The organism is Ruegeria marisflavi (genome assembly GCF_025673445.1).
GTDB lineage: Bacteria > Pseudomonadota > Alphaproteobacteria > Rhodobacterales > Rhodobacteraceae > Ruegeria_B > Ruegeria_B marisflavi.
The window spans coordinates 142,143-167,084 of record NZ_JAOVQN010000004.1; the positions used below are offsets into that span (position 1 = coordinate 142,143).

Genomic DNA, 24,942 nt, shown 5'->3' on the forward strand with positions numbered 1-24,942 from the left:
CGATGGTGTGCGGGCGACAGACGGCGATGTTTTCTTTCGATCAAAATGTAAGCGTAGTCCGGTGTACCGGCCGGGATGCGCGGAGGATGCTTGCATGAGCGGCGTACAGATCATCACCGTCGAGGCGGGCGAGGGCGACCAGCGGTTGGACCGCTGGTTGCGCCGCCGTTTTCCGCATGTCGGGCAGGGCCGCATCGAGAAGATGTGCCGCAAGGGCGAGTTGCGGGTCGAAGGCGCGCGGGCAAAACCGGCGACCCGCCTGGAAGAGGGTCAGCAGGTGCGGGTGCCGCCGCTGCCGGCTGAAGGGGAAAAGCCGCCGGCGCACAAGCCACGGGTCTCGGACGCGGATGCGCGGATGATCCAGGCCTGTGTCATTCATCGCGACGACCATGTGATCGTGCTGAACAAGCCCGCCGGTCTGGCGGTGCAGGGCGGCAGCGGCCAGAGCCGCCATGTCGACGGGTTGAGCGAGGCGTTGCGCTTTGGCAATGACGAGAACCCGCGTCTGGTGCACAGGTTGGACAAGGACACCTCGGGTGTGCTGGTGCTGGCCCGCACGCGCGAGGCCGCGACGCGGCTGACCGCTGCGTTTCGCCACCGCAACACGCGCAAGATTTATTGGGCGCTGGTCGCCGGTGTGCCGACGCCCTATCTGGGCGAGATCAAGACCGGCCTTGTCAAGGCGCCCGGCCACGGCGCGCGGGGCGAGGGCGAGAAGATGAATGTCGTTCATCTGAACGACGTTGACAGCACCCCCGGGGCGAAACGGGCGCATACTTATTATGCCACTCTGTACCGCGTCGCCGGGCGCGCGTCCTGGGTGGCGATGGAGCCGGTGACTGGCCGCACCCACCAATTGCGGGCGCATATGGCCGGCATCGGTCATCCGATCATCGGGGATGGCAAATACGGTGGATCGGGGCAGGAAAACATGGGCGATGGGTGGGGCGCACAACTGGGCGGCATCATCAGCAAGAAACTGCATCTGCATGCCCGCAGCCTGTCGTTCGAACATCCGGGCACGCGCAAGGTTGTCACCTATACCGCGCCGCTGCCGGAGCATATGCAACAAAGCTGGGAAACCTTCGGCTGGACCGAGGACCTGGCCGCGGACGATCCCTTTGCGGAGTTGATGTGAGCGACCAACTGCGTCTGATCCTGTTCGACGTGGATGGTACTCTGGTCGATAGCCAGGCTGCCATCGTCAGTTCGATGACGTCCGCCTTTGACGCGCTGGGCCTGCCGGCGCCCGCGCGCCCGGCGATCCTGTCGATCGTCGGGCTTTCGCTGCCTCAGGCGATGGCCTGTCTGGCGCCGGAACAGGAGTCCGGCACTCAAAACAGGTTGGTCGAAGCTTACAAGCATTCCTATCACCAGACCCGGTTGGCGCTGGGGGCCGCGCACTCGCCGCTATTTCCCGGTGCTCGCGAGTTGCTGGATGCCTTGCACGCAGTGCCGCATTTCCTACTGGGTGTGGCGACGGGTAAATCCAAGCGAGGCCTTGACGGGTTGATCGAAGCGCATGGGTTGGAGAAGTACTTTGTCACCCGGCAGGTGGCGGACCATCACCCGTCAAAGCCGCACCCGTCGATGATCGACGCCGCGCGGGCGGAAACAGGCGTGCGCGCATGCGACACGGTGATGATCGGCGATACGAGTTTCGACATGGATATGGCCGCGGCGGCCGGTGTTCCGGGCATCGGGGTAAGCTGGGGGTATCACCCACCGCAATCGCTGACGCGCGCGCAACATGTCATCGCGGCCTTTGACGACCTGCCGAAATTGCTGAACGAAATCTGGACATGAACCGATGAGCGACTGGAAACCGAAACGCTTCTGGAAACTGGCGACCGTGGCAGAGCGCGACGGAAGCTTTGCTGTCGAACTCGATGGGCGGCCGGTAAGAACCCCGGCCAAGACCCTGCTGACCCTGCCAACGCGCCCGATGGCCGAGGCGGTCGCCGCAGAGTGGGATGCGCAGGAGAAAGAGGTCGACCCGCGCACGATGCCATTTACCCGGTCGGCCAATGCCGCGATCGACAAGGTTCGCGTTCAGCATGCCGAGGTAGCAGACCTGTTGGCGGCCTATGGCGATTCGGATTTGCTGTGCTATCGCGCGGTCCATCCAGCCGAATTGGTCGCCCGGCAATCACAAATCTGGGATCCGGCGCTGGACTGGGCCTGTGTTACATTTGGTGTCCGGCTGATTACGGTGAGTGGTTTGATGCATCAGCCGCAGCCGGAATCCGTACAAACTCAACTGTCGGCGCAGGTGCATTGCCTGTCCGATTTTCAGCTTGCCGCGTTTCATGACCTCGTCAGTTTGAGCGGCTCGCTTGTCCTCGGTTTCGCGGCTGCGCTGGATTGGCGCGATCCGGATGAAATCTGGCGCATTTCTCGTCTCGACGAGCTTTGGCAAGAGGAACAATGGGGGCCCGACGAAGAAGCACAGGCACTTGCCGAATTAAAGCGACAAGCCTTTTTGCACGCAAAACGGTTTTTTGATCTCTCATCATGAGACCAATTTCGTCAAACTGACGAAAACGGCATTGATCGGGCAGTCAAAACCTGAACCAAAGCCTTGACCTTTGTTCACGATTGCGCCCAAACTTGCGCCCATTAGAGGGGTAATACCCTTTGATATCCGCCCCGCCGCCGAAGAGTGGCGGTCGAACCGCCCCGCAAAAGGGGGGGAAAATCAGGAAGAGGTAAAAATGAAGAAATCCGTACTTTTGGGCGCTCTCACTGTCGCCGGATTGGCCGCAGGTGCTGCGGCAGCGGGCACAATTGATGACGTCAAGGCTCGCGGCAAGCTGAACTGTGGTGTGACCACCGGTCTGGTCGGCTTTGCTGCGCCGGATTCGAATGGGGAATGGAAAGGTTTTGACGTGGCCCTGTGCCGTGCCGTTGCAGCGGCAGTTCTGGGCGACGGTAATGCGGTCGAATTCGTTCCGACCACGGGCAAGACCCGGTTCACTGCCCTGGCATCCGGCGAAGTCGACATGCTGGCGCGTAACACCACCTGGACCTTCAGCCGCGACGTGGATCTGAAGTTTGAGTTCGTGGGCGTGAACTACTACGACGGCCAGGGCTTCATGGTTCCGAAAGCGTTGGGCGTTAGCTCGGCCAAGGAACTGGACGGTGCAACCGTCTGCATCCAGACCGGTACCACCACCGAGCTGAACCTCGCGGACTTCTTCCGCGCCAACAACATCAGCTACGAGCCGGTTCCGATCGAAACCAACGCCGAAGCGCAGCAGCAGTATCTGGCGGGCGCATGTGACGTGTACACCACCGACGCATCGGGCCTGGCCGCAACCCGCGCCACGTTCGAAGCCCCCGGCGACCACGTCCTGCTGCCTGAAATCATATCGAAAGAGCCGCTAGGCCCGCTGGTCCGTCACGGCGACAACGAGTGGGCGGACGTTGTCCGCTGGACCCTGAACGCGCTGATCTCGGCCGAAGAGTATGGCATCACGTCGGCAAACATCGACGAGATGTCGGCCGGTACCAACAACCCGGAAATCAACCGTATCCTGGGCACCGAAGGCACCCTGGGCGAGATGCTGGGCCTGGACAACCAGTGGGCCATGCGCGCCATCAAGGTTGGCGGCAACTATGGTGAGGTCTTTGCCCAGAACATCGGTGAAAGCACCCCGATCGGTCTGGCACGTGGCCTGAACGCCCAGTGGACCGAAGGTGGTCTGCTGTACTCGCCGCCGTTCCGGTAAGAAAACCCGCAGGAGGGCGTGGGGAAACCCGCGCCCTTTTTGCATCCATAACTAAGTACCTGGCCGGTAAGAGTGGGGCAAACCCTGCCGGAGAGAGATTGGCCAGGATGTCACGGGGATAAAAATAGGTCATGACGACTCTCACTGACCCGCCAAAGGAGCAGTTCCGGCTGTCCATGCTCCTCTACGATACGCGGTATCGGTCGGCCACCATCCAAGTCATCGCGATGATAGGTTTCATGTTGCTGGCCGCCTGGCTGATCAGCAACACGGCCCAAAACCTTGCGGCTTTGGGCAAACCAATCGATTTCGGGTTCTTCTCGGAACCGGCGAGCTACGATATCAACCAGCGGCTGCTGGATTACAGTTCTCGGGATACACATTTGAGGGCCGCACTGATCGGCCTGCTCAATACGCTTGTCGTTGCGGTGCTTGGGTGTATCACGGCGACCGTTCTGGGCGTCATCATTGGGGTCCTGCGCCTGTCCAACAACTGGATCGTCGCCCGCCTGATGACCATCTACGTCGAAGGGTTCCGCAACGTTCCGGTGCTGCTGTGGATCGTGTTCATCATGGCGATCCTCATCGAAACGCTGCCGGCGCCCAAGGCGTTCCGGGGCGACAACGCAACCGCCAGCATGATGCTGGGCGACAGCGTGGCCGTGACCAACCGTGGTGTCTACATTCCCGAACCGCTGTTCTCGAACAGTCTTGGAAACATTCACGTGTTCGGCGAAAGCGGCCTGCGCTTTGACATCAGCCTTGATCTATTGGCCATCCTCGTGGTTCTTGGGGCCGGTCTGTGGGTGTCGAACTTCCTGCGCAAGCGCGCCGATCGTATTCAGGAACAGACCGGCGACCGGCCTGTAACCTGGTGGCAGCGTCTGGCGGTGGTCGTGCTTCCGACCGGGCTGGTGCTGGTTCTGCTGGGCTTCCATCTTGGCTATCCCGAGCTCAAGGGCTTCAACTTCCAGGGTGGTACCCATCTGCGGAACTCGCTGATCGCGCTCTGGCTGGCGCTTTCGCTTTATACCGCCGCCTTCATCGCTGAAATCGTTCGCGCGGGTATCATGGCTATCTCCAAGGGCCAGACCGAGGCGGCATCCGCGCTGGGCCTGCGCTCGAACAAGATCATGTCGCTGGTGATCCTGCCGCAAGCGCTGCGGGTGATCATTCCGCCGCTGATCTCGAACTATCTCAACCTCACCAAGAACTCGTCTCTGGCGATCGCCGTGGGTTACATGGATATCACCGGCACGCTGGGCGGTATCACCATGAACCAGACCGGGCGCGAGCTGGAGACGATCCTGCTCTTGATGCTGGTGTACCTGACCATCTCGCTGTCCATTTCGGCGGTGATGAACTGGTACAATGAATCCGTCAAACTGAAGGAGCGTTGAGATGTCTGACATCGGATTTGTCCGTACCGAAATGCTCCCCGAACGCGAACCGCCGGCCTCGACCGTCGGCGCGCTGGGCTGGGCACGCGCCAACCTGTTCTCGAACTGGTTCAACAGCATTCTGACGCTGGCCTCTCTTTATGCGATCTACGCGATCCTTGCGGCCGTTTTACCTTGGGTGTTCTCGCCCACATGGAACGGGGCCTCGCTGAACAACTGCCGCGAGATCCTGACCGCCGCCGGCTCGGTGGGTGAACACGGCACATCGGGTGCCTGTTGGGGCGTTATTCGCGAGCGCTGGATCCAGCTCTTGTTCGGGTTCTACCCGTCCGAGCTGTACTGGCGGCCCATTCTGGCCTTTGTCCTGCTGGCCGTGGCCCTGGCCCCGGTTCTGTTTTCCGACAGCGTACCATCGAAGATGCTGATCTTTTCGGGTCTCTATCCGTTCATCTTCCCCTGGCTTCTGTGGGGCGGCACCATCTGGAGCCCGATCGCGGCGCTGGCGGGCTTTGTGCTGGGCTGGGTGGTTTACTCGGCTGTCAGCAAGACGATGAGCAGCCTGATCGGCATCGTTCTGGGCGCAGTGGCGGCGCTGGCCTGGTGGTTCGTTCTGTCCGGCTATTTTGTCGGCGCGCTGGATTCGATCCTGCCGATCGGCATCGAAGCGGTCGAAAGCCGCAAGTTCGGTGGCTTCATGCTGTCGATCACCATCGGGGTCGTCGCCATCGCCTGTTCGCTGCCGCTGGGCATCGTGCTGGCGCTGGGGCGTCAGTCGGACCTGATGATCGTCAAATACATCTGCGTGGGCTTTATCGAGTTCATCCGGGGCGTGCCGTTGATCACACTGCTGTTCGTGGCCTCAACCCTGCTGAACATCTTCATGCCGCCCGGCACGAATTTCGACATCATCCTGCGGGTGCTGATCATGGTAACGCTGTTTGCCGCGGCCTATATGGCCGAGGTGATCCGCGGAGGCCTCGCTGCGCTGCCGCGTGGCCAGTACGAGGGGGCGGATTCGCTCGGCCTCAACTACTGGCAGGCGCAGCGTCTGGTTATCATGCCACAAGCGCTCAAGATTTCGATCCCGGGTATCGTTTCGACCTTTATCGGGGTGTTCAAGGACACCACGCTGGTCTCGATCATCGGGCTTCTCGATCCGCTGGGCCTGTCGAACGCCATTCGTGCGGACGCCAACTGGAATGGCGTCGTCTGGGAACTCTACGGCTTCATCGCCTTGATGTTCTTTGTCTTCTGCTTCGGCATGTCCCGCTATTCCATGTATCTGGAGCGCAAGCTCCACACTGGCCATCGTTAAGGAGGGCCCAATGTCTGAACTCGCTATCGATCGTGAAATCGACCGTTCCAAAATGCAGGTGAGCGACGAGATCGCCATCGAAATCACCAATATGAACAAGTGGTACGGGGCCTTCCACGTGCTGCGCGATATCAACCTGACGGTCAATCAAGGCGAAAGGATCGTCATTGCCGGGCCTTCGGGCTCGGGAAAATCCACCCTGATCCGCTGTCTGAACGCGCTGGAGGAACACCAGCAGGGCAAGATCGTGGTGGACGGGACCGAGTTGTCGAACGACCTCAAGAACATCGACAAGATCCGGTCCGAGGTCGGGATGGTGTTCCAGCACTTCAACCTGTTCCCGCATCTGACCATTCTGGAGAACTGCACGCTGGCGCCGATCTGGGTGCGCAAGACGCCCCGGAAAGAGGCCGAGGAAACCGCGATGCATTTCCTGGAGAAGGTCAAGATCCCGGAACAGGCCCTGAAGTATCCGGGTCAGCTTTCGGGTGGTCAGCAGCAGCGTGTGGCGATTGCCCGCTCGCTGTGCATGCGGCCGCGGATCATGCTGTTTGATGAACCGACCTCGGCGCTTGACCCCGAGATGATCAAGGAAGTGCTCGACACCATGATCGAGCTGGCCGAGGAAGGCATGACCATGCTCTGCGTCACGCACGAGATGGGCTTTGCCCGCCAGGTTGCCAACCGCGTCATCTTTATGGACGCGGGGCAGATCGTGGAACAGAACGAGCCGGAAGAGTTCTTCAACAACCCGCAAAGCGAGCGGACCAAGCTGTTCCTCAGCCAGATCCTGGGTCACTGAGACATCCATGGAAACGGGCAAGGGCGGGGATTTCCCCGCCCTTTTCTATTCGGTCAGTTCGCGTGGAACCACGAAGGCCAGAACTTCGCCGCTGTGCCATCGGATATCCCGCCACGCGTCAACCGGGAACTCGATCACGGTCGTGGCACCAGTCGGATAGTCGAAGAATCGCGCATGCGCAGGCGCTTCTTCCACAATGTTGCCTGCAAACTCGGCGATCCCGGGGTTATGCCCCAACAGCAGAACGGTGCGCCCGGTGGCGCTTTTCAAGGTATCCAGTATCTTGGCTGGGCCAGCATGGTAGAGCGCATCGGTGTATGTCGGTTCGGGCTCCTCGAACCCCATACAGGCCCAGGTTTCCCGCGTGCGAAGGGCCGACGAGGATAGCACCTGATCCGGACTCAGCGCTTTGGTACGCAACCATTCACCAAGGGCAACGGCGGATCTTCGGCCACGTTTGTTGAGCGGGCGGACATGATCGGACAGTGTATCGCTGTCCCACGAAGACTTGGCATGCCGGGTGAGGATCAGAGTAAGGGTCATCTGCGAAAAAACGCCTTCATATGCAATGCGGACTGTGCAGGATCCCGATGTGCACCGGCGCTGAGCGGGCAGGCGAGTCGGGCGGCACAGCCCTGGTCCATACAATCAGACCCAGCGGCGGTGTCCAGATATCCATGACAGGCAGATACGTCATATGGGCGTTCGACTGTCAATGCCCCGACAGGACAGGCGCGGGTACAAGGCGCGTCGCACTCCGGGCAGGGGTTGGGAAAGTCGACCGGTGGCAGAGTCAGGCGTTCGGGCAGGACAAGCGCGCCTCGCAATGAGATCAGCAAGCCGACGGTGTCATGCACCATCATGCCGACCGGGCTGGTGTGGAAACGGCCAGATGCCAGCGCCCAGGCGATGAACGGCGGGTAAGGCGGCCCATCCGACGGATACTGCGCCGTTGCGCCGACAGACGCGGCCATTGCCCCGATGACCCGTTTTGACCATCTGTCCAGCGGATCGGCTGCGCCATCGCGGTACTCTGGCGAAGTTGTGAAAATCGACCAGAACCCCGGTCCAGTGCCCAGCAAGATGATGGTGGCGTTTGCATCAGCCGGATGCAACGCGCCCATCACGAGGAGCGCGGAATCGGCGGCCTCGATGGCGATGCGTTCGATCATCTGCGGCGGAACGGCAGAAGCAAGCTCCACCCCAGGCGAGACGGCCGGTCGTCCTGCCAACCCAGCCCGATTGTCATGTCATCGTGCCCGACCACGGGCTGTGCCACATATGTTCTCATCAAACGGTCCCAGATCGACAAGGCAAAACCATAGTTGCTGTCATGCTCCTCGCGTAGCACCGAATGATGCACCCGGTGCATGTCGGGCGTGACCAAAACCTTGCGCAGCAGAGCGTCCAGCGCAAGAGGCAGCTTTAGGTTCGAATGATTGAACAGGGCGGTTCCATTCAACAAGATCTCGAAAAGGACGATGGCAAAGGCCGAGGGTCCAAGCCCATAGACAAGCCCGATCTTGAGAAGCATGGACAAAGCGATCTCGACCGGGTGGAAGCGTATCGCGGTGCTGACGTCGATGTCGGTGTCGGCGTGATGGACCCGGTGCAGGCGCCACAGCACCGGCACCTTGTGCGTGATCAGATGCTGCGCCCAGATGGCGAAGTCGAAAACCAGCACCGCAAGCACCACTTCGACCCAGGCTGGCCAATCCAGGCGGTTGAACAGACCCCAGTCCTTTGCCGACGCATCAAGCGCGGCCCCGACCGCCAGCAACGGCATCCCAAAGGCGAGGGCCCGCAGTGTTATGGTGTTCAGCACCGATATGGAGAGGTTCGTCACCCATCGCCGGGAACGGCGCGGATGCGATCTGCGACGCGGAGCGAGCCGTTCGAAGATCGCGAACAGGACAAAGAGGCCGATAAATACGGCCAATCGGATCAGGCTTTCGTTTTCCATTAATTCACATTTGTGCATGTGAAGGGGGAAGACAAGCCTGCCCGTGTCACAACCCGGTTATTCCGCCCGGATCAACGAGCCAGCGCCGTGTTCGGTATAGAGCTCCAAAAGCACCGCATTGGCGACTCGACCGTCCAGAATGACAACTGCACGAACGCCCTTGTCCAGCGCATCAAGCGCTGTTTCCGTCTTGGGGATCATGCCGCCCGCGATCGTTCCATCGGCGACCATCTGGCGGATCTGGGCGGCCTTGAGTTCGGTCAGCACCTCGCCTGCTGCATTCTTCACGCCCGAAACGTCGGTCAGCAGCAATAGCCGGTCGGCCTTCAGAGCACCGGCAATGGCGCCTGCGGCTGTATCGCCGTTGATGTTGAAGGTTTCGCCATTGCGCCCGGCGCCAAGCGGCGCGATGACCGGAATGATGTCATGGGCAAAGAGGTTGCGCAGCAACTCGGGATTCATCTCTGCCGGCGTTCCGACATAGCCAAGGCTGGCGTCGGTTTGGTCGCAAACCATCAGGTCGGCATCCTTTCCGGACAGACCGACAGCCTTTCCGCCCTGTCGGTTGATCGCCTGAACGATACGCTTGTTGACTACGCCCGACAAAACCATCTCGACGACCTCGACCGTGGCGGCGTCGGTCACCCGTTTGCCGTTGACGAATTCCGACTTGATATCGAGCTTGTCCAGCATTGCGTTGATCATCGGGCCGCCGCCATGCACCACGACCGGGTTGACGCCCACCTGGCGCAAGAGCACCACGTCGCGGGCAAAGCTTTCCATACCCTCGTCGCTGCCCATGGCGTGACCACCCAGTTTGATAACGACGATCGCGTTATCGTAGCGTTGCAGATAGGGCAGGGCGGCGTTCAGCGTGGCGGCTGTGGCAATCCAATCGCGATTCATGTCTCGTTTCTTCATGGCAAGGTTCCCTCTGGCGCTCCGTGTTAGGGCTTTTGATGGCATCTGCCAAGGGCATTGCCACCGATCGGCGCTATGCTACTCTCCGCCCGAACCAGCATCCGAGGGCCGAAAATGGCGCAAAAAACACTTGTCCTGACCGGGGCCAGCCGGGGAATCGGTCACGCGACCGTAAGACGTTTCGTGGCCGAAGGGTGGCGGGTGATCACCTGCTCGCGCGAGCCGGTTCCGCCGGGCTGCCCCTGGAGCAATGGCGAGCAAAACCATGTCGAGATCGACCTGAGCGACCCGCAAGCCACCATCGCCGCCGCAGAAACCATTCGGCAGAAGCTGAACGGACGGTTGGACGCGCTGGTGAACAACGCTGGCATTTCACCCAAAGGGCCAAATGGAGAGCGGCTGAGCACGCTCAGCACCGATCTGGCGGATTGGGGCCACGTGTTCCACGTCAACTTCTTTGCCCCCGTGGTGCTGGCCCGTTCGTTGAAGGATGAACTGGCTGCGGCCAAAGGCTCGGTGGTTAATGTGACCTCTATTGCCGGATCGCGGGTACACCCTTTTGCCGGGGCCGCCTATGCCACTTCCAAGGCGGCGCTGGCGGCACTGACGCGCGAGATGGCCCATGATTTCGGGCCGCTCGGCGTGCGGGTGAACGCGATCGCTCCCGGTGAGGTCGAAACCTCGATCCTCAGCCCCGGCACGGACAAGATCGTCGAAAAACTGCCGATGCAACGGCTGGGCCAGCCCAGCGAGGTGGCCGCCGCGATCTATTTCCTGTGTTCCCCGGAAAGTTCCTATATCTCGGGTACCGAGATAGAGGTGAACGGTGCCCAGCACGTATAGTTGGGTGCAAGCCGTCTATTCGAGATGGGCGATGATCGAGCGCAATGCCGCTATGCCATCGCCCTTTTCTGACGAGGTCAGAACGATTTCGGGATAGGCAGCAGGGTGTTTGGACAGGGCCGCTCGCACTTGCGACAGAACCTTGTCGCGTTCGGCTGCCTTGACCTTGTCGGCCTTGGTCAGCACGCATTGAAAGGTCACGGCGCTGGTGTCGAGCAGCTTCATGATCTCGTCATCGACGGCCTTGACGCCATGCCGCGCGTCGATCAGCACAAAGGCACGACGCAGGGTCTGGCGGCCGCTGAGGTATTGCTTCAACAGTTTTTGCCATTTCTCGACGATCTTGAGCGGCGCATTGGCATAGCCATAACCGGGCAGGTCGACGAGATAGAGATCCGGGCCTTGGGTGAAGTAGTTGATTTCCTGTGTCCGGCCGGGCGTGTTCGAGGCGCGAGCCAGCCCTTTGGTGCCAGTCAGCGCGTTGATCAGGCTGGATTTACCCACGTTGGAACGGCCGGCAAAGCAAACCTCGATCCGGTCGGCCGGCGGCAGGCCGGACATGGCGACCACGCCTTTGACAAATTCCGATTGCCCGGCAAACAGTTTGCGCCCGGTCTCGGCCGAAAATTCGTCTGGTTCAGGCACAACGGGGAAGGGGAGTGTCGTCATAGGGCGCGTACCTCGTCCCCGATGCGGATATCTCCACCCTGGATCACCTCGGCCCGGACGCTGAAGTCGCGATGACCCCAGATGTCGAGCGTGCCCAGTGTTTCGGCATCGCGAAGCCCGGTTTCCGGGTTGGTGTTGACAGACATGCAGCGTTCCGTTCGTTCGCGCACGGCAAAAACGACCTCGCCCACTTGCACTTCGCGTCCGATCCAGTCGAACTCCTCCCAGAGCGGCAGGCCGTCGAACCAGATATTGCTGCGCCAGCGCAGAGGTGACAGGTCGCGGCCCATCTTTTGTTCCACGGCCCGGTGCGAGGCCATGTTGCAGAGTGTGACCGACGGGAAATCGCTGTCGGTCATTCCGCGACCGGGGACACGGACGATGCGGGCCGACTGCGCACGGTTTTCCGGCATCAGCGGCTTTACCCAGTCCAGGAACAATGCCTCTTCCCGATCCGGGGCAAAGGTCAGATCGGGCCGGTCCGGGTGGCTCAATGTCACGTCCTCGCCCCGCAGGCGCGCGCTCATCGCCATCAGCGCAGGAACCTTGGAGACAAGCGTAAAGTTTTGACAGGGGGCCCAGGCCGAGTTATCGGCGCGCGACTTTTCATGGGCGACCGCCCAAACGCGATCCCCGGGCATTGTCTGCCCGGGGCTGAGGGTGACGCTTTCCAGCGCTTCGCGTCCATGGCTCTTGATCGGATGCCGCCAGAGCCCGGTGACCTTTACGGTCATTTCTTGCTCGCCTTCTTGCCGCGAGAGAAACCCGACCGGATGTTGCCGAACACGTCCGGTTTGTAGCCGTGGCTGCGCATGATGATGTACTGCTGGGTAAAGGTGATCGTGTTGTTCGCGATCCAGTACACCACAAGGCCGCTTGCGAAACTGCCCAGCATGAACATGAACACCCAGGGCATCCAGGCAAAGATCATGGCCTGTGTCGGGTCGGTGGGCGCCGGGTTCAGTTTCTGTTGCAGCCACATCGAGATACCCAGAAGCAGCGGCAGGATGCCGATCAGGATGGTCGCAGCCAGTGAACCCACCTCGGGGCCGGACCAGGGCAACAAGCCAAAGAGGTTCATGATCGAGGTGGGATCGGGCATGCTGAGGTCCTGGAACGGTCCGAACCAGGGCGCCTGACGCAATTCGATCGTGACAAAGATCACCTTGTAGAGCGAGAAGAATATCGGGATCTGCAAGAGGATCGGCAGACAGCCCGCAGCGGGGTTCACCTTTTCCTTCTTGTAAAGCTCCATCATGCCCTGCTGGAGCTTTTGCCGGTCATCACCGGCCGCCTCTTTCAGGGCCTCCATCTGCGGTTGCAGCTCCTTCATCTTTGCCATCGAGACATAGGATTTCAGCGCCAGCGGGAAGACGATCGCCTTGATGATCAGGGTCAGGCCGATGATCGACCAGCCCATGTTGCCGATCAGCCCGTTGAGCTGGTGCAACAGCCAGAAGATCGGCTTGGTCAGGAAGAAGAACCAACCCCAGTCGATGCTGTCGAGGAATTTCTGGACGCCATCCTTTTGATAGGCGCGGATGGTCTCCCATTCCTTGGCCCCGGCAAACAGGCGTGTGGTGACCTGCGCGGTTTCACCCGGAGCGACTGTCATCGTGGGCAGGACGGTTTCGGCCTGATAGATCTTGCGCCGGTCGTCATATTTCGCCGCCGCCTTAAAGGCGCTGCCCGAGCCGGGGATTAGGGTGGCCATCCAATAGTGATCGGTGAACCCGATCCAGCCGTCGGACTTGTTCTGGAATACTTCGGCCTGCGCACCTTCGTTCGGGTCGATGTCAAACTTGCGCACATCTTTGTACTTGATCTCAGACAGGGTGCCGTCGTTCATCGCGACAACGCCCTCGTGCAGGATAAAGAAGTTCTTCAACCCCGGCAGATCCGCATCCTCGCCGATGCCGTGACGGGCCAGAATGCCATAGGGCGCGGCACCGATCGGGGCACCGGAGCTGTTCTCGACCGACTGGGTGACGGTGAACATGTAATCCTCGTCCACCGCCAGGGTGCGGCGGAAGGTGACGCCGCTGCCATTGGACCAGCGCAGCGTGACCGGGCTGCCTGCGCTCAACGTCTCCCCGGATTCCAGCGACCATTCGGTCAGCGGCCCGGGCACGTCGGCGGCGTTTAGGCCGGTGCCGGGGGCCCAGCCATAAAGCGCGTAATAGGCCGAGGCCGATCCGGCCGGGGTCAGCATCTCGACGATCTCGGCATCAGCGTCGAGAGAGACGCGGTAGTCCTTCAGCGACAGTTCGTCGATGCGGCCGCCCAGCAGGGACACGCTGCCCTTTAAGCGCGGGGTGTCGATTGCAACTCGAGGCGCCTCTACTGCCGTCGGGGCATTGGTGTCGAGGACCGGAACCTCTCCCGAGCCGGACGTGGGCGCGGCTGCGGCAGGGGTCTGCACGGCGGTGCCGTCGGTGGCCGTGATCTCTGTCGCGGGCGCTTCGGTCTGTTCCGGAGGCGGGAACAGGATGAACCAGACCAGGATCACCAGAAAGCTGAGCGCTGTTGCGAGGATGAGATTCTTGTTCTGATCGTCCATCGGGGACAGCCACCTTGTGCAGTGAAAGACCACGCAGGGTTCAACAGAGTGATGGCACAAAGGTCAAGCGGAATCGCCCGTTTCGACAGAGTCAAATCGACGGGTGCGGCAACATTCCTGCCCGTTCAGCCGGTTTGCCGCCCAATCTGCGGTGCGTCCTGCAATTTTGCCTCGTGCTGGGCAATCCAATCGAGCGTCTGGTCGAACGGCATCGGCTTGCCAATTCCAAACCCCTGCACATGGTCACAGCCCAGTTGCGCCAGGACCGCATGCTCGCCCACGGTTTCCACACCTTCTGCCAGGGTTTCCAGCTCAAGACGCTCGGCCATTGTCAGAATTGCCGCGACCATCCTCTGTTGTTCGGGGTCCCGATCTGCCCTTCTGACAAAGGACCGGTCGATCTTGATACGTGTGATATCAAAACGTCGGATCGATGCGATCGAGGCGTGACCGGTTCCAAAATCGTCCAGGTCAATCCGGCATCCCAGCTTGCCCAGACCGGCGATGTTTCGGGTAATCACATCGTCCGGGGTGTTGGAAAAGACGGTTTCAAGGATTTCAATGGCTAACCGGTCCGGTGTCAGATCGAACCGGTCGAGCTCCCAACGAATGCGCTCGACAAGACCGGGATTGCGCAGTTCATCCGAGGCAAAGTTCACACCCACTCGCGGTACATCGACCCCGGCACTGTCCCATGCCTTGAGTGCCGTCAGCGCATTGAAAAGCATGACCTGGCCAAGACGCTCCATGTATCCGGACTGTTCTATGACGGGCAGAAAGACACTTGGGGTCAGCACCCCCCTCACCGGATGAATCCAGCGCGCCAACGCCTCGAAACCGGTGATCTTTCCGGTATCCGTTGAAATCTGTGGTTGATACCAGGGTTGGATATGGCCTTTTTCAAGCGCCATCTCGACTTCGTTTCTCAGATCCGCCTGATTGTCGGCAGGTTGGACCATTTCGGGAGAGTAGGCACGAATTCCCGACGGGCTGGCCTGCTTCGCAGTGAAGAGTGCCGCCTGTGTGGCGCCCAGCCAGGCATTTGCGCTTTGAGTGGGCACGCGGTTGTTCTGGCAAAACCCGATCGAACAGGAAACATAAACCGTCGACGCACCCAGAGATATCGGGTCTTCCACCGCGGTTTGCATGCGCCCGGCAAGCTGTATGCACAATTCCAGATCCAGTTGAGGAACTGCCGCAAGACAGACAGCGAAACGGTTCCTGTCAAGTTGCGACACAACGTCGTTGTCGCGGACCGAAGAGAGGATTCGCTCACCAACCTGCCGTATGACCAGGTCACTATCGGCGTGCCCGTGTTGCTGGAGAAATTCCTGAAAGTCGTCCAGTTCCAAAACGAAACAAGCTGATTTTCGTCCCGAACCGCTCGCCGACACAAAGATCTTGTGCATCGCCGCCTCAAATTCACCGGGCTCTATGATGCCTGAAGCGATATTGCGGTCAGGTCGGCCTGTACCGGGCCATTTCCCCAATGCGCCAGCGAGGGCAAAGAGAAGCGATAAGCCCAGTGAGGTCAGCAAAAGGGCAATTTCACCACCCAGCCAAAAGGCGCCGAGGGTTATGGCCGGCAGAAAGGCCAGGATCGGCGGCCCAGTCAGGATCGGAATGATCTCGTCTCGGATACGTGTCAGGAGCGACTTTGTCTGCATGTGATGACTTGGCCTTTCGCAAGACGCAACGTGCGCCTTGTGAAACCCTAGGCAACCAGTCTGAGTCAGACGTTAACGCAACCGCGGAACTTCGCCAAAATTTTCTTGATTCTGCCCGGGGTTCAATTGCAGGCCCTGAAAGTCGAAAAGTTTCGGGTCCAGCAGATGCGAAGGCCGCGCGTTCATCAGGGCCCGGAACATCACCTGTCTGCGGCCAGGCCGGTTTCTTTCCCATCCGTCGAGGATCTGTTTGACCTGCTGGCGCTGCAATCCGTCCTGGCTTCCGCATAGGTCGCAGGGAATGATCGGATAGTTCATCGAGGTTGCGAATTTCTCGCAATCGGCTTCGGCCACATGCGCCAGGGGGCGATAGACGAACAGATCGCCTTCTTCGTTTACCAGCTTTGGCGGCATGGTCGCTAGGCGACCGCCATGGAACAGGTTCATGAAGAAGGTTTCCAGAATGTCGTCGCGGTGATGTCCGAGAACGACGGCTGAGCATCCCTCTTCTCGGGCAATGCGATACAGGTTGCCACGCCTCAGGCGCGAGCAGAGCGCGCAATAGGTCCGGCCCTGGGGCACCTTGTCGATCACGACGGAATATGTGTCTTGGTACTCGATCCGATGCGGGACACCCATGCGCTCCAGAAACTCGGGCAGAACCGTGGCGGGAAACCCCGGTTGACCCTGATCGAGATTGCACGCCAGCAAGTCGACAGGCAGCAGACCACGCCATTTCAGCTCGTAAAGCACCGCCAGCAGGGTATAGCTGTCCTTTCCCCCCGACAGGCAGACCAGCCACCGGGCGCCCCGATCGACCATACCGTATTGCTCGATCGCTTCGCGCGCCTGACGCACGATGCGTTTGCGGAGCTTCTTGAACTCCGTTGTCGAAGGCGCACCTGCGAACAGGGGGTGAATGTCGTCATTCTCGTCCAGCATGTGCGGGCCTTACAGGCTTTGGCAAAACCACTCAAGAGGAGTCACTGTTTCGATGCCATGTCAGGTTGCGGACTGTTTCAGAACCTTCTCGGCCGCGATCACACCATTCACGTAGTCGCTCCACTTCGAGACGAACTCCTGCGTGATCAGGGATTGAGGGTGATACTTGGGCGTCACGATGGAATAGCCGAATGGCACGGAGGGTTCGAAGCGGGCAAAGCTGACCCGCATTTTGCCCTGGTTCATGCGGCGATAGGTTTCCGCGCTCAGGGGATCGAGGACCGTGCAAATCTGTCCTGCTTCGACGAAATGCAGAAGCGGGACAAAATATTGCGCCTCGACACTCAGATCGAACTGCACGCCTTCCTGTTCGAATGCCTTTTTTGTAGAGCGATGCGTGGAATGGCTGGCGGCCAATGCGCCCATCTTCTCGCCGTCAAGATCGCGGGCATGAACCACGGGGCGTCCGGCCAGCGGATGATCCAGCGGCAGCGCGCACAGGCAGTTGCACATTATGATTTCGGATTGGAAAAGGCCGACTTGGGGGTTGTCTTCGGTTGTATCGAGGAACCCGATGTCGCAAAAACCGACATCGAAGCTTTGGGCGGCAACCAGATTGATGATCTGCGGCGAACTGCGGGTGGACAGCGTTATGTTGAGATCCCCGGCATCTGCTTTGAAACGGCTGACGAAATCCGGAAGCAGGAAAACCGACGGGCCGGGCATGGCGACGATACGCAGCGAGCCTCTGGCACGATTCCGCATACCTGCCAAATTGGCTTCGGCCGTATGCAGCCTGTCAATTATTTCAATGGCTTCTGACAAAAGGTAATGTGCTTCGGGGACGGGAAGCAAGCGCCGCCCTTCGCGGCGGAACAACTCCATTCCAACGTTCTCTTCCAGCGTTTTCAGGGATGCACTGATCGCCGGCTGCGTACGGTTCAGGTTTCTGGCCGCAGCGCTGACCGAGCCTGTTTCCATGACTTCCCGAAAGACGATCAGTTGCTGAAGGTTCATAGCTGCATATCAAAGTTTCTTATCTAAACCATAGAATTACAAATTTGCTTTTATCATGCAACTGCCACACAGAATTTAGGTGAGCGTAGAAGTGCCCGACCCGGCATTTCCCGTCTGGAACAGCTCAAACAGGGAGTATGAACATGGGACTTTTTAAACATCTCACAGGCGCAGCACTGGCGACGCTGGTCACCGCGGGTGCGGTGGCGGCACAGAACCCGACCTTTTTCCGCATTGGTACGGGCAGCGCCGGGGGCACTTATTTTCCGATTGGCGGCACGATCGCCAACGGTATTTCGGCCCCTCCGGGCTCTCGCCCTTGTGAGGAGGGCGGTCAATGTGGCGTGCCGGGGCTGATCGCAATCGCCCAATCCACCACGGCATCGGTCTATAACAACACCGCAGTGCAGAATGGCGAACTCGAAGCCGGGCTGGCTGCTGCCGACGTGACCCGGGACATGTACCTGGGCGAGGGTAAGTTCGAGGGCAAGAAGCACGAGAAACTGCGCGTCATCGCCAACCTCTTCCCCGAAGATCTGCACCTTGTTCTTCCCAAGGGGCAAAAGATCGGAAACTTGGGCGACCTCGCGAACAAGCGTGTCGGTATCGCACAGGCGGGTTCGGGTACCCAGGTCGCGGTTTTGCAGATGCTCGACGTCTGGGGAGTAAACCGCGACAACATGGACGAAGCAGAGTTGAACAACAGCCAGTCGGCGGAGCGCCTGGCCGACGGGCAGCTTGACGCTTACTTCTATGCGGCTGGCTGGCCGGTGGCGGCAATGGTGCAGCTTGCTTCGACCAAGGGGATGGAGCTGCATTCCTTCACCGACGAGGACATGGCAAAGATCAACGAGATCATCCCGGCATACATTCCGTCCAAGATTCCGGCGGGCGTGTATGAGGGGATCGACTATGATGTGCACACTCCGGCTGTAAGCGCGTTGCTTGTCGTATCGTCGGACCTCGACGAGGAACTGGTCTATGGCATCACCAAGGCGTTGTGGAACGACAACACCCGGACGCTGCTGGACAACGGGCACGCCAAGGGCAAGCTGATCACACTGGACAGTGCTCTGGATGGCATGGATTCGCTTGGGGTTCCGCTGCACGCAGGTGCCGAGAAATTCTATCGGGAAATCGGCGCCCTGAAGTAACCTTCGGTTGCTGGTTTTCCGACCCTGGGGGCAACCCGAGTCGGTTGTCCCCGACACTACCTTCAAAAAATTCGCACTGAACAGCCGGGAGACCCGATATGAACCTTGTCAAAGGCGGGATAAACATTTGTGGCGTTTCGATCGGCGTGTTGTCGCTTGAATCCTACTTTCCGAAACCGCCAGGTCATATCAAGAACCCCTCGAGTCTGCCGTTCACGCTGACCTATGAAATCATCCAGGGGCTGACGGTTTCGAAACTGTTGAATTCCCCGACACCCGACATGCTGGACCCCTTGCTTGACGCGGCGCGGCGTCTTGAGCGCAGCGGGGTCAAGGCGATCACCGGGTCCTGCGGGTTTCTGGCCCTGTTCCAGGCCGAGATTGCACAAGCCGTATCAGTTCCGGTATTCGTCTCGTCCTTGGTGCAGTTGCCGCTGATCCATACCATGACGCAACGCCCGGTGGGTGTGCTGACGGCCTCCGCTCCGGCCTTGACCGAGAAGCATCTTGCCGGAGCCGGGGCGGCTGGCGTTCCGGTCGTGGTGCAGGGCATGGAAGACAGCGCAGAATTCGCCGACGTTATCCTGCGGGGCGTGCGCGATGACATGGATCTGGACAAGGTCGAGAGCGAACTTCTGGTGGCAGGTCGCCAATTGGTGGCCAGAGACCCGGAAATCGGGGCGGTCCTTCTGGAATGCACCGATCTGCCCCCTTATGCCCATGCGCTGCAACGTGAACTGCAACGCCCCGTTTTCGATATCATCACACTGGCCAGCATGGTCCACTCCGCGGTTCTGCGCGGTTCCTATGCCGGCTTCATTCGTTGACCGCGCAACCGGTTCGAGGTGACAGACAATGAGCGTGCAAAAGACAGACGATGCCCAAGACCGGACGTTGACCGCCGAGGAGCTGGCGGCCATCGAGGAGAAATACGACGAAAGCGCGCCGACACGGCCCGTGTCGCCGGGTTTCGCCCTGTTTCTCAAGGGGGTCGCCCTGACCTTTGCCGTCTATCACTATTTGACGGCGGGATTCGGATTGCCGACCGACTACTGGCACATGGGCTGGCACCTGTCGGGGTTGTTCATTCTGACCTATGCGCTGTTTCCGATAATTCGCACCCGCAACTCATATGATATGAAGACCGGCCTGATGCACTATGGCGGGGTACCGTATCTGGACCTGCTCCTGATGGTGCTGGGGGTTGCATCGGCCCTCTACCTCGGATTGGCCTGGCATGGTGTGCCCTGGCTTGGCATCGAGGAGCAGACGTTCCGGATGGGCAACCCGAACGGGTATGACATGGTGTTCGGCTGCATCCTGGTCGTGCTGGTTCTGGACATTGCGCGACGCACGCTTGGCTGGGTCCTGCCAGCCATCATCTGTGTCTTTATGGCCTATGCGCTATTCGGACCCATCTTTCCCGGCATCCTGCAACATCCCGGTGTCAAGTTCCGGACCTTTGTTTCGTCGATGTATTTCCCGCAAGAGGGCATTTTCGGCGTCACGCTTTGGGTGGTCTCGACCATTGTCTTTCACTTCGTCCTGTTTGGCGTCATCGCGCAACGCACCGGACTTGGGCAGCTCTTTATCGACAATGCGACCATCCTCGCCGGTCGCTACACTGGCGGACCTGCCAAGGTATCTGTCGTGTCCTCGGCCTTCTTTGGCACCATCTCGGGATCGTCGGTGGCCAATACCGTTTCGACCGGGTCGCTGACCATTCCAAACATGAAACGTCTTGGCTATCCCGGTCATTTCGCGGGCGGGGTCGAGGCCGCAGCCTCGGCCGGGGGGCAGATCACCCCGCCGATCATGGGGGCGGCGGCCTTTATCATGGCCGAGTTTCTGGAGGTTCCGTACACGACCATTGTCATTGCCGCCATCTTTCCGGCGCTGCTGCACTATGTCGGCGTGTTCAGTGTCGTTCACCTGATGGCACGGCGCCTGAACTTGCAGGGCATGACAAAAGACGCGCTTCCGAAATTCGCGGCCGTCTGGCGCGACGGCTGGGCCAATCTGGTGCCGTTGGTGGGGCTTCTTGTTGTGCTGTTCTCTGGCTACACGCCTTACATGTCAGCCTTCTGCGGCATTTCGCTGGCACTGGTTACCGGCATGTCGCGGGTCAAGGCACCGGTCACCCTGATTTATCCGGCGGCGTTCATCGCATTTGTGATCTGGAAATACTCCGACCAGGGCTTCGACCTTTCGATGTCGGCGGTGCTGATCGCTTGTGCGGTTCTGGGCGCGTTCAATCCACAAGAGCGAATTCGCCTGCCGCAGATGGCCGAGACCTTTGAAACCGGTGTGAAATACGCGCTGGCGGTTGGCGCGGCGTCGGCGGCCGTGGGTCTGGTTGTCGGCGTGATCAACACCACCGGGGTCGGCTTCCGGATCGGTTTCATGGTTACGCAGGGCGCCGGGGCGCTGGGCGCGGATCTGGCCGGGTTGTTCAGCTTTGGAGGGTATGAGCTGTTCTCGGTCGATCAGATCACGCTGTTCCTCAGCCTGATCTTCATCGCGCTCGCTTGTATCCTGATGGGCGCGGGCATTCCGACAACGGCGCTCTACATTATGCTGGTTTCGGTGGCACAGCCGGCGTTGGCGCAATTGGGGGTGCCGCCCATCGCCAGCCACATGTTCGTGCTGTACTATGGGGTCGTGGCTGAAATCACGCCCCCGGTCTGTACCTCGGCCTATGCGGCGGCGGCGATTGCGAATTCCAATCCTTTCCGGACCGGGATTTCCGCCTTTACGCTTGGCCTGGGCAAGGTCGTGGCGCCAATGGCCTTTGTCTATGCGCCGGTCCTGCTGTTTGTATCACAGACCGGGTTTGACCTCTGGACCTTCAGCTATGCCGCGACCAGCTGCATTCTGGGGGTGATCTGCCTGTCCTCTGCTGTTGTTGGCTACTTGTTGGTGCCGATGGGGGTTCTGTTCCGGGTGTTGATGGCCATCGCCGGAATTGTTTTCATCGCCCCCTCTCTCCAGGCGGATCTGATCGCCGCCCTGATCGCCGCCCCTGCGGTGCTGAGCCAGATCGTGCAGCGCAAGGGGGCGACCCATGTCGCCTGATGTCGAGGAAGTCACCGTCCTCGGCGCCGGGATCGTCGGGATCTGCACTGCGCTGGCGCTGACCGAACGGGGGATCAAGGTCACCCTGATCGACCGGGACGAGCCGGGGCAAGCGACATCCTTTGGCAATGCGGGCATCATCTCGCCCTGGTCGGTGGTGCCGCAGTCCATGCCGGGGATCTGGAAAAAGGTTCCGGGCTGGCTGCTGGACCCGCTGGGTCCCGTAACCGTTAGGCCCTCTTATCTGCCGCGCCTTGCGCCCTGGGGGTTGCGCTTTCTGTGGCAAGGGCGCGAGCAGAAAGTAAGACAGATCTCGCCCGCGATGGATTTGCTGAACCGGGATTGCATCGCCTTGTTTCGCCGTCATCTGGCCGGCACAGGGCACGAGGACCTGATCCGCGACAGCTACTACGTGCATGCCTATCGTGACCCGGATGCCGCCCGGCTTGATACACTGGATGCCGAGTTGCGCCAGGCAATCGGTGCGGATCTGCAACGTATCAGCGCCGACGACTTGCTTGCGCTCGAACCGGCCCTGTCGCCCGAGTTTCGCGCGGCGATCCTGATCAAGGGTCAGGCGCGGGCGCTGTCGCCGGGGCGCGTGGGCAAGGTCCTTGCCGAGAAACTCCAGCGTATGGGGGGCGAGATTCGGCGTGCCACCGTGCAAGCCATTCTGCCATTGGAAGGTGGGGGTTGGTCGGTTGGCACGGATCAGGGTGAAATGACCGTTCCCAGACTGGTGCTGGCCATGGGGGTCTGGTCGGCCGAATTGCTCAGGCCTTTGGGCATTCGCATCCCGCTGGAAGCCGAGCGTGGGTATCATGTCTGCTTTACCCGCCCGGGTATCACGCTGAATCACTCGGTGATGGATGCCGACATGAAGTTCGTGGCCTCCACGATGGAGGACGGGCTGCGGGTGGCGGGAACCGCAGAGTTCGCCGGTCTGGATGCGCCGGTCAATGAAAAGAGGCTCAAAGGGTTGGTTGAACTTGCCAAGCGCTTGTCACCCGATCTGAACAGCACGGATTACACTACCTGGTCAGGTCAACGGCCCAGCCTGCCCGACAGTCTGCCTTGTATTGGAGAGATTGAGGGCTTTCCCGGCCTGATCGCCGCATTCGGGCACAGCCATTATGGGCTGATGATGGCGCCCAAGACCGGCGAGCTGGTGGCCGATATCGCAACAGGACGCAAGGCGAACACGGACCTTTCGCCGTTTCGTGTCCTGCGCTTTGGCTAGGTCCCGCCCAGTCTGGCCAGAACGCCGCCCACCTCACCGGCGGCGATAGCGCCGGGAATGCGTCCGCTGTCACCAGCCAACCGGGTCGCGGTGTACATGTCGGCAACGGCGGCCGGGCCTTTACGGATCAGCAGCGACGCGGTCAGCATGTGTGCCGTCCGCTCGGCGTACCAGCGCGCTTCTGCCTCGGGCGGAAGCGCGGGCCATCGTGCGGCATGCTCGGTCAGGGCGGCGTCATAGCGCGCATCCGCGCCACGTGCGGCCACCAATTCTGCCTTCAGTTTTTCGGCTGCCAGCGGATCGCGCGCGAGGCTGCGCAGGATATCGAGGCAGATCACGTTGCCCGACCCTTCCCAGATCCCGTTCAGCGGCGCCTCACGATAGAGGAGCGGCAGGCCGGTCTCTTCGACATAGCCCATGCCGCCCAAAACCTCCATCGCTTCGACCACAACCACCGGGCAGCGTTTGTTGGCGAGGAACTTTGCCAGCGCCACGCCGATGCGGGCAAAGGCGCGGTCGGCCGGGTCGTTGCTGTCAAAGGCCTGCGCCACCCGCAGGCCCAGTGTCAGGGATCCTTCCCAGTCGAGCACCAGATCGGCCAGCACCGCCCGCATAAGCGGCTGGTCGATCAGGCGACGCTGAAAGGTGCTACGATGCTGGACCCAGTGATGCGCCTCGGCCAGCGCCGCGCGCATCAGCCCGGCGGGGGCCATCGCGGTATCCAGTCGCGTATGATGGACCATCTCGATGATGGTACGCACCCCGTCGCCCTCGCCGCCCAACTGATAGGCCAGCGCATCGTGGAACTCGACCTCGGAGGAGGCATTTGCCTTGTTGCCCAGCTTGTCCTTCAGGCGCATCAGGTGGATCGCGTTTCGCTCGCCCTCCAGCCAGCGCGGCAGCAGGAAACAGGTCAGCCCGCCCGGCGCCTGCGCCAGCGTCAGAAACCCGTCCGACATCGGCGCCGAGCAGAACCATTTGTGCCCCTTGAGCCGCCAATGGTCGCGGTCGCGCCGGGCAATGGTGGAATTTGCCCGCACGTCTGAGCCACTTTGTTTCTCGGTCATCGCCATGCCCAGCGTCGCGGCGCGCTTTTCGCCGATCGGGGTCACTGTCGGATCATAACAGCGTGCCATCAGCTTGGGTCGCCAATCGGCCGCGATAGCACTGTCGGCGGACAGAGCCGGGATCGCGGCATAAGTCATCGTCATCGGGCAGCAATGACCGGGCTCTACCTGGCTGGCGAGGTAGACCATTGCAGCATGCGTGGCGTGACCGCCCGGCTGGCCCTCCCACGCGATGGCGGCATAGCCGGCGGACTGGCTGGCCTCCATCAGCCGGTGATAGTCAGGATGGAAGCGGACCTCGTCCAACCGGCGGCCGCCCCGGTCAAACAGCTCCAGCCGAGGTGGATTGGCGTTGGCCTCGCGCCCGGCCTCGCGCATCTCGGACCTGCCCATGGTGCAGCCATAGTCGGCAAGCGTCTGTGTTTGCGCCCCGGCAAGGGCGGCGGTTTCTCGCAATACCGGATCGCTGGTCCAGAGGTCGATGTCGCCGCGCACCTCCGGCTGGTTAGAGACTTCGTGGGTGGCAAGATGGGACAAGGGGGCGGAACGCATGGCGACCTCGGGCAGATCAGTTGC

General features: G+C 60.7%; 23 protein-coding genes. 12 read left to right on the forward strand and 11 right to left on the reverse strand.

Translation table 11 applies throughout. The features are described from left to right. The first annotated feature begins 94 nt into the window (after positions 1-94). From OEZ49_RS06035 to OEZ49_RS06065, 7 genes are all read left to right on the forward strand, one after another. Positions 95-1,138 (forward strand): RluA family pseudouridine synthase, encoded by a 1,044-nt coding sequence (locus tag OEZ49_RS06035; protein ID WP_263387457.1) that lies wholly within the window; start codon positions 95-97, stop codon positions 1,136-1,138. After that, positions 1,135-1,806, forward strand: coding sequence for an HAD-IA family hydrolase (locus OEZ49_RS06040; RefSeq protein ID WP_263387458.1), 672 nt, complete (start codon positions 1,135-1,137; stop codon positions 1,804-1,806). Before OEZ49_RS06035 ends, OEZ49_RS06040 begins: the two co-directional genes overlap by 4 nt. 4 nt (positions 1,807-1,810) lie before the next feature. Continuing rightward, complete coding sequence (locus OEZ49_RS06045; RefSeq protein ID WP_263387459.1) at positions 1,811-2,518, forward strand: ATP12 family chaperone protein; 708 nt, start codon at positions 1,811-1,813, stop codon at positions 2,516-2,518. 196 nt (positions 2,519-2,714) lie between these two features. Beyond that, positions 2,715-3,731, forward strand: coding sequence for an amino acid ABC transporter substrate-binding protein (locus OEZ49_RS06050; protein WP_263387460.1), 1,017 nt, complete (start codon positions 2,715-2,717; stop codon positions 3,729-3,731). Between the two features lie 131 nt (positions 3,732-3,862). Further along, positions 3,863-5,131 carry an amino acid ABC transporter permease gene (locus tag OEZ49_RS06055; protein WP_263387461.1) on the forward strand — a complete coding sequence of 423 codons (1,269 nt, stop codon included), beginning with the start codon at positions 3,863-3,865 and terminating at the stop codon, positions 5,129-5,131. Position 5,132: 1 nt separating this feature from the next. Beyond that, a complete protein-coding gene (locus tag OEZ49_RS06060) occupies positions 5,133-6,446 on the forward strand; it encodes an amino acid ABC transporter permease (RefSeq protein WP_263387462.1) in 1,314 nt (437 codons plus the stop codon). A 10-nt stretch (positions 6,447-6,456) separates the two neighbouring features. Beyond that, the gene (locus OEZ49_RS06065) at positions 6,457-7,248 is read left to right on the forward strand and encodes an amino acid ABC transporter ATP-binding protein (RefSeq protein WP_317853159.1); all 792 of its coding nucleotides are present in this window, start codon (positions 6,457-6,459) and stop codon (positions 7,246-7,248) included. A gap of 45 nt (positions 7,249-7,293) precedes the next feature. Here OEZ49_RS06065 and OEZ49_RS06070 read toward each other — a convergent pair whose 3' ends face one another. Genes OEZ49_RS06070 through argB form a run of 4 tightly spaced genes read right to left on the reverse strand, consistent with a single transcriptional unit; the run spans position 7,294 to position 10,132 of the window. Next, positions 7,294-7,791, reverse strand: coding sequence for a SixA phosphatase family protein (locus tag OEZ49_RS06070; RefSeq protein ID WP_263387463.1), 498 nt, complete (start codon positions 7,789-7,791; stop codon positions 7,294-7,296). Then, on the reverse strand, positions 7,788-8,420 hold the full coding sequence (locus OEZ49_RS06075; RefSeq protein WP_263387464.1) for a ferredoxin: 633 nt from the start codon (positions 8,418-8,420) through the stop codon (positions 7,788-7,790). The genes OEZ49_RS06070 and OEZ49_RS06075 overlap by 4 nt, the downstream gene beginning before the upstream one ends. Next, positions 8,417-9,211 carry a sterol desaturase family protein gene (locus tag OEZ49_RS06080; RefSeq protein ID WP_263387465.1) on the reverse strand — a complete coding sequence of 265 codons (795 nt, stop codon included), beginning with the start codon at positions 9,209-9,211 and terminating at the stop codon, positions 8,417-8,419. Before OEZ49_RS06080 ends, OEZ49_RS06075 begins: the two co-directional genes overlap by 4 nt. Positions 9,212-9,268: 57 nt before the next feature. Beyond that, positions 9,269-10,132, reverse strand: a complete 864-nt coding sequence (gene argB, locus OEZ49_RS06085; protein WP_164131545.1) for an acetylglutamate kinase — start codon at positions 10,130-10,132, stop codon at positions 9,269-9,271. A gap of 114 nt (positions 10,133-10,246) precedes the next feature. Between argB and OEZ49_RS06090 the strand changes: the two genes are divergently transcribed. Further along, positions 10,247-10,975 carry an SDR family NAD(P)-dependent oxidoreductase gene (locus tag OEZ49_RS06090; protein ID WP_164131546.1) on the forward strand — a complete coding sequence of 243 codons (729 nt, stop codon included), beginning with the start codon at positions 10,247-10,249 and terminating at the stop codon, positions 10,973-10,975. A 15-nt stretch (positions 10,976-10,990) separates the two neighbouring features. Here the strand turns inward: OEZ49_RS06090 and yihA are convergent, their stop codons facing one another. From yihA to OEZ49_RS06120, 6 genes are all read right to left on the reverse strand, one after another. After that, positions 10,991-11,644: a ribosome biogenesis GTP-binding protein YihA/YsxC gene (yihA, locus tag OEZ49_RS06095; protein WP_263387466.1), complete on the reverse strand. Its 654-nt coding sequence runs from the start codon at positions 11,642-11,644 to the stop codon at positions 10,991-10,993. Then, the gene (locus tag OEZ49_RS06100; RefSeq protein ID WP_263387467.1) at positions 11,641-12,378 is read right to left on the reverse strand and encodes an MOSC domain-containing protein; all 738 of its coding nucleotides are present in this window, start codon (positions 12,376-12,378) and stop codon (positions 11,641-11,643) included. The genes yihA and OEZ49_RS06100 overlap by 4 nt, the downstream gene beginning before the upstream one ends. After that, entirely contained in the window at positions 12,375-14,204 is a 1,830-nt protein-coding gene (yidC, locus tag OEZ49_RS06105; RefSeq protein ID WP_263387468.1) for a membrane protein insertase YidC, read from the reverse strand. Before yidC ends, OEZ49_RS06100 begins: the two co-directional genes overlap by 4 nt. Positions 14,205-14,329: 125 nt before the next feature. Next, positions 14,330-15,871: a putative bifunctional diguanylate cyclase/phosphodiesterase gene (locus tag OEZ49_RS06110; protein WP_263387469.1), complete on the reverse strand. Its 1,542-nt coding sequence runs from the start codon at positions 15,869-15,871 to the stop codon at positions 14,330-14,332. Between the two features lie 72 nt (positions 15,872-15,943). Then, positions 15,944-16,813, reverse strand: coding sequence for a tRNA 2-thiocytidine(32) synthetase TtcA (ttcA, locus tag OEZ49_RS06115; RefSeq protein ID WP_164131551.1), 870 nt, complete (start codon positions 16,811-16,813; stop codon positions 15,944-15,946). 60 nt (positions 16,814-16,873) lie between these two features. Next, positions 16,874-17,830 (reverse strand): LysR family transcriptional regulator, encoded by a 957-nt coding sequence (locus OEZ49_RS06120; protein WP_263387470.1) that lies wholly within the window; start codon positions 17,828-17,830, stop codon positions 16,874-16,876. 143 nt (positions 17,831-17,973) lie between these two features. On the opposite strand from OEZ49_RS06120, the gene OEZ49_RS06125 reads away from it, so the two are divergent. The 4 genes from OEZ49_RS06125 to OEZ49_RS06140 all read left to right on the forward strand — a co-directional run bounded on the left by OEZ49_RS06125 (position 17,974) and on the right by OEZ49_RS06140 (position 23,299). Further along, complete coding sequence (locus OEZ49_RS06125) at positions 17,974-18,984, forward strand: TAXI family TRAP transporter solute-binding subunit (protein ID WP_263387471.1); 1,011 nt, start codon at positions 17,974-17,976, stop codon at positions 18,982-18,984. Positions 18,985-19,082: 98 nt separating this feature from the next. Next, positions 19,083-19,811 carry an aspartate/glutamate racemase family protein gene (locus tag OEZ49_RS06130; RefSeq protein ID WP_263387472.1) on the forward strand — a complete coding sequence of 243 codons (729 nt, stop codon included), beginning with the start codon at positions 19,083-19,085 and terminating at the stop codon, positions 19,809-19,811. A 28-nt stretch (positions 19,812-19,839) separates the two neighbouring features. After that, on the forward strand, positions 19,840-22,059 hold the full coding sequence (locus OEZ49_RS06135) for a TRAP transporter permease (protein WP_263387473.1): 2,220 nt from the start codon (positions 19,840-19,842) through the stop codon (positions 22,057-22,059). Beyond that, positions 22,049-23,299, forward strand: coding sequence for an NAD(P)/FAD-dependent oxidoreductase (locus OEZ49_RS06140; RefSeq protein ID WP_263387474.1), 1,251 nt, complete (start codon positions 22,049-22,051; stop codon positions 23,297-23,299). Before OEZ49_RS06135 ends, OEZ49_RS06140 begins: the two co-directional genes overlap by 11 nt. On the opposite strand, the gene OEZ49_RS06145 is transcribed toward OEZ49_RS06140, so the two are convergent. Continuing rightward, positions 23,296-24,918, reverse strand: a complete 1,623-nt coding sequence (locus tag OEZ49_RS06145) for an acyl-CoA dehydrogenase family protein (protein ID WP_263387475.1) — start codon at positions 24,916-24,918, stop codon at positions 23,296-23,298. The genes OEZ49_RS06140 and OEZ49_RS06145 overlap by 4 nt on opposite strands. Between the last annotated feature and the right edge of the window lie 24 nt (positions 24,919-24,942).